Source organism: Cecembia sp. (assembly GCF_007126775.1).
GTDB lineage: Bacteria > Bacteroidota > Bacteroidia > Cytophagales > Cyclobacteriaceae > Cecembia.
Genome location: NZ_SLAP01000015.1, coordinates 1 through 5,366, shown reverse-complemented (window position 1 = coordinate 5,366; position 5,366 = coordinate 1). Strand labels below are relative to the sequence as shown.

The 5,366-nt window shown below is 43.2% G+C and carries 2 protein-coding genes; both read left to right on the top strand.

Going from position 1 to position 5,366, the window contains the following annotated elements; all coding sequences use genetic code 11:
* A partial coding sequence (locus QZT73_RS01190) for a tetratricopeptide repeat-containing sensor histidine kinase (protein ID WP_291786202.1) occupies nt 1-1,464 on the top strand: 1,464 nt, incomplete at its 5' end.
* A 134-nt stretch (nt 1,465-1,598) separates the two neighbouring features.
* Complete coding sequence (locus QZT73_RS01185; protein ID WP_291786200.1) at nt 1,599-4,832, top strand: UvrD-helicase domain-containing protein; 3,234 nt, start codon at nt 1,599-1,601, stop codon at nt 4,830-4,832.
* Nucleotides 4,833-5,366: the final 534 nt, after the last annotated feature.

Genomic DNA, 5,366 nt, shown 5'->3' with positions numbered 1-5,366 from the left:
CTTTCTGAATTGGGAGAATACGAAGAGGCCTTGCAGGCACTTCAGATGAGCAAAGAAATGGCGCTGGATTTAGATGATCAAATCCACATTAATATGAATTATAACCGTCTTGGTCGGGTATATTATGAGTTACAGCAATATGATTCCGCTAGATGGTATTACACTGCGCTTTTGGATAAAGAGGCTCAATTGAACAATTGGGAGAGGACTTTTCTTTTTTCCGGATTGGCTGAACTGGATTTCCAAAAAGGGGATTTCCAATCTGCTATAGAAAATGGTCAAAAAAGCTTACAAATTGCCGAAGGAATGGGGGTTTTTTGGGATATGGAAAGGGCTACAAAGATCCTATTGGAGGCGTATGAAGGGCTGGAGGATACCGAAATGGCCCTTCAATTTGCCAAACTCAATAAAGCTTACGGAGATAGCCTTTACAATAGAGAGAAAAGTCAGGAAATCAGTTTTTTGAAACTACAGCTATCCAAAGTAGAAAATGAAAGGCTTCAAAGGGAAAAGCAAATGATTGAACAAAAGGCCAAGTTCAATTCCTATTTTATGTGGGGACTGATTTTACTAATTGCCCTGTTGCTAGGTCTGCTATTTTCCTACCGCAGAAACCTACGGCTTAAAACCCGTTTTGGTGAACAGCTGAAATCTATAAATTCAGAATTAGAGCAACAAAAAAAGTTTATCACCCAACAAAATATTTCTTTGAATGAAATGAATCTGGCTAAAGACAAACTTTTCTCGATTTTGAGCCATGACCTCAAAGCACCGATAGCCACGGTCAAACAGTTTTTGGAAATGAACAGTGATGAGATGATGAATAAGGAGGAACTGCAACAAGCCATTCCCTTGCTTTATCTACAGGTAGACAAAACTGAAAAAATGATGGAAAATCTTCTCAGTTGGGCCAAGACCCAGATGGGAGGCATTCAATCCAAACAGGAATTGGTAGGGCTTTTGGATGTCATGCAGGAAGTGATTGATAATTTTGAAAACCAATGCAGAATGAAAGGGATCAAGGTTTTTCTGAGAAAATCTGAATTTTTTGATAAAGTTCTTTTTGATAGGGTCCAATTGATTGTGGTACTACAGAATATTTTTTACAATGCAGTCAAATTCAGTAGTAAAGGACAGGATATTCAAATTTTTCTATCCAAAAATGATGATTTTTTAAATTTGCATATCCTGGATTTTGGTGTGGGGATGGAGGAAAGTAGACGGATTCAATTAGAAAAGGCAACGACTTTTGTGGAATCCAGATTGGGAGCAGACAAAGAATTGGGTACAGGTCTTGGTTTGTTTCTGGTCAAACAATTTATGCATATGAATCAGGGGAAAATCAGCATCCAAGGCCGTATTGGAGAAGGAACAGAGGTAATTTTGAGTTTCCCTCCGATTAAAGAACAGCAGAAAGTTGGCGAAAATCCTAATCCTTATCTGGCAAAAGACTTTTCAAGTTGAATTACTTTCGATCCCATTAATTTGATGACTTTGAGATGAAGTAAGAAAATCAATGAAAATTCTCTGACAACCTTTGTCATACATTTTGTTTTTGGGGGATAATTATTTTGATTTGGTAAAAATCATTTTTGTCCATGAAGCGTGTTGTCAAACCATTTATTATTTATAAATCTTCAGCAGGTTCCGGGAAGACTTATACCCTGACCAAGGAATACCTGAAATTGGCGCTTCGTTATCCGGATGCTTTCAAATCGATTTTGGCGGTTACTTTTACCAACAAGGCCACTCAGGAAATGAAGGAGCGTATCCTTAAGGAATTGAAGCGGCTCAGTAAGGCAGTAAATCCCAGTGAATCTATGGATCTGGAGTTGATGGAGGCTCTGGGCTTGGATGAGGAGGCTTTGCGAAGACAGGCCAAGCAGACCCTGACGATGATTCTGCATGATTATTCCAGGTTTTCCGTCAGTACCATAGACAGTTTTTTTCAAAAGGTGGTCAGGGCTTTTGCCAGGGAAATGGATCTGAATGCCAAATTTGAGGTTGAATTGGATCAGGAGGCTGTATTGGACCGGGTGGTGGATAGGGTAGTGGAGAAGGTAATGGATGATGCGGAACTGCACCGTTGGCTGGTGGATTATGCGACTGAAGAAATTCAAAGGGGAAATTCCTGGGATATCCGCAGGAAAATTAAAGAGTTGGGCAAGGAGCTGTTCCAGGAGGATTTTAAAAAGTATGCTCAGGAAATCAGGGCTTTTTTGGGGGAAAAGGATAAAATGAAGCAGCTGCACGGCCTTGGTGTGAAACGCAGGCAGGCGATTATCAAGTTGGCGAAAGAGATGAAAAATGAAGCCAACCGGATCCGCATTGCGAATGGTCTTGAATGGCAGGATTTTAAAGGAGGGAGCAGGTCATTTGCCCAGAAGTTTGACAAGTTGGGTGATAAGGAGGATCCCATTCCCGAGCTCAGTCCCAGTCAGGAGGCTTTGGCAGATAATGGGGAGGACTGGGCCAGTAAAACCAGTAAAAGGGCGGATGCGATTCAAGCTGCATACCATGAAGGCTTGGGTAACATTCTGGGGCAATTTCCCCTACTTTTGGTACAGTGGAAGACGGTGCAGGCCATTTCGCGGAATTTATTTGTGTATGGAATTTTCAGGAACCTGCTTGAGGAATTGACCTTGTTAAAGGATGAAGAAAATATACTTTTGATTTCTGATGCCAATGAGTTTTTGAAAGAGATTACCAAGGAAAATGATGCGCCGTTTATATATGAGAAGGTCGGCAATCAGTACAAAAATTACCTGATTGACGAGTTTCAGGACACCTCCGGTTTTCAGTGGTCCAGTTTCAAGCCTTTGTTGGAAAATTCATTGTCCCAAGGGCATACCAATTTGTTGGTGGGGGACGTAAAGCAATCCATTTATCGCTGGCGTGGGGGGGAGATGCGCCTGCTCTTAGAGGAGGTGGAGCGGCAGCTTGGTGGGGAGTATGTAGACAACCGCAACCTTGGCATCAATTACAGAAGTCTGCCTCATGTTGTTTCCTTCAATAATGCGCTTTTTAGAAAACTGCCTATTGCCTTTACAAATGCATTGACGGGTAAGAATGAGGCAGCTATTTCCGGTGTTTTAGAGAAGGCTTATCAGGATGTGAATCAGGAGATTTCCCCATCCAAGAGAAAGTCCGTATTTAAGGGCAAAATCCGCTTGGAGTTTCTTGAAGAAAAGGAAGAGGAGGAGAAAATCAAGTTTGCCGAACAGGCCTTGGAAAAAATCCCAGAGATGGTGATGGAGCTGCAAGAGCGGGGCTATCTGCTAAGGGATATAGCCTTTTTGGTACGCACCAAAACTGAGGGAGAGGCCATTGCAGATTGTTTGATGGACTTTGCCGCCTCCAATCCGGATTTGCCTTATGGTTTTGATGTACTTTCGGATGAGTCCATGTACCTGCAAAAATCAGCTTCGGTGAAAGCGCTTGTAGCCGGTCTGCAATACCTGCACCGCCCGGATGATATTGTAGCTTTCAAAACCATGTGGTATTACAGGTCCTTGCTCAAAGAAGAAGTGGTAGACCATGCGTTATTTGCATTGGATCAGGTTCCTGATCATTTGCAGGAGCAGGCCCATGCTTTCCAAGCCATGGAGAAGCAATTGTTGCAATTGCCTTTGATCGAGACTTTGGAGGAGTTGATCGGATTATTGGATCTACAGTCCGAAGGTTTGGAACGCGCCTATTTATCCGGATTCAAAGAAGCCATTTATGATTATACCAAAAACAACCGGGCAGATTTGGCAGGTTTCCTGGAATGGTGGGAGGCCAATCAGGGCAAGCGCACGGTGAAAGTTCCGGAAAGTCATAATGCGATGCGTATTATGACGATTCACAAGTCCAAGGGTTTACAGTTTAAGGCGGTGATCATGCCGTTTTTGGATTGGAAAATATTCGATACCAGCAAGCGCAATGTGGTTTGGTCCCCATTTGAGGATTCAGAATCCGGCTTAGCTGCGGTGATACCCTTATCTTTGAACAAGGATCTTTCCAAGTCAGATTTTGTTGATATTTATGCAGCTGAGGAAGTTTTGGCCTATTTGGATGCGCTTAATTTGGTATATGTGGCCTTGACAAGGGCAGAGGAGGTATTTTGGAGCCTGAGTCCATATACTGTAAAGGAAACAGAGGGATCCAAGAATCAGCTGGCATTTCAGTTACAGACGGTTTTGAGTAATGGGCTTGGGGAAGAGGCAGGTAATGATTTATCTGCTGTTTATGATCCTGAGCAAAAGGTTTTTGATCTAGGAAGCTGGAAGGGAAAGGTATCGGCATCAGTGGACAAGCCCAAACCCATTCCTTTGCGTTGGGCATACCAAAATTGGTCCAAGCTTTTGCAAGTGAGAAAGTATGCAGTAGATTTTTCAGAGGAGGGCTTGGAACAGCGAAGAAAGCGTGATTTTGGGATTTTGGTTCATGAGCTTTTGGAAAAGTCTAAAAACAAGGAGGATGTCAGGCAGTATTTAGAGGCTTTTTATTTTGAAGGCCGATTGGACAAAAAGGAGATGGAGGAGGTACAGGAGCAGTTGGATGGGCTTTTTGCCAATCCTCTTTTTGCCTCTTGGTTTGATGGAGAGGGGCAATTATTGGCAGAGCAGGGGATTTTGCTTCCCGGTGGCCTGCAAAAAAGGCCTGACCGGGCAATTTTATCAGACAGGGAAGCAGTTGTAGTGGATTTTAAGACCGGGGGGGGCAATGAAAAGTATGGGAAACAGGTTTTGGAGTACATGGACCTGGTAGGAAGATTGAGTGGGAAGCCGGTGAGGGGTTATCTGTGTTACTTGGAGACTGGGCGGATTGAGGAGGTAGTTTTGGATTGATGAATGAAAAATTAGGAATGGAGAGTGATGATTGAAGAGGGGAAAGGGGAAAGGTGAAAGGGAACAAACAAACTTGAAAGTTTGGGAGTTTTGTTCTGTTTAAGAAATGGAATTTTTGGTCCACGCCCGCCTGCTTCGGGCAGGAATTACGCTAATTTCACAAATTAACTGGATTTTGAGGTTGTTAGGGATCTTGGACTTTTTTTGTAATCATAGCAGTAGGGGTAATAAAAATTAGGCGCGGGGCTTACCAATTTCCGCTAATTCCGAGCTGTTAATGCTTTCCATTCCTTTTCAATATACGGCTTTAGATAAAGTACAGCCCCAACAGGGCTGAATCTTGATTAGCCCCAGGTTCAATGCGATGGCCCGGTGCGATGAAAGGAACCTGGGGTAAAAGGCGCCCACCACGTTCCCAGAGTCGGCGCAAGATTCGGGTAAAATAATGGATCGATAACCGCCGACGATATGAAACCGGATCGCATTAGGATGAAGAATGATGAATGAAAAGTGAAGAATGGGGTGCTTGGTAAG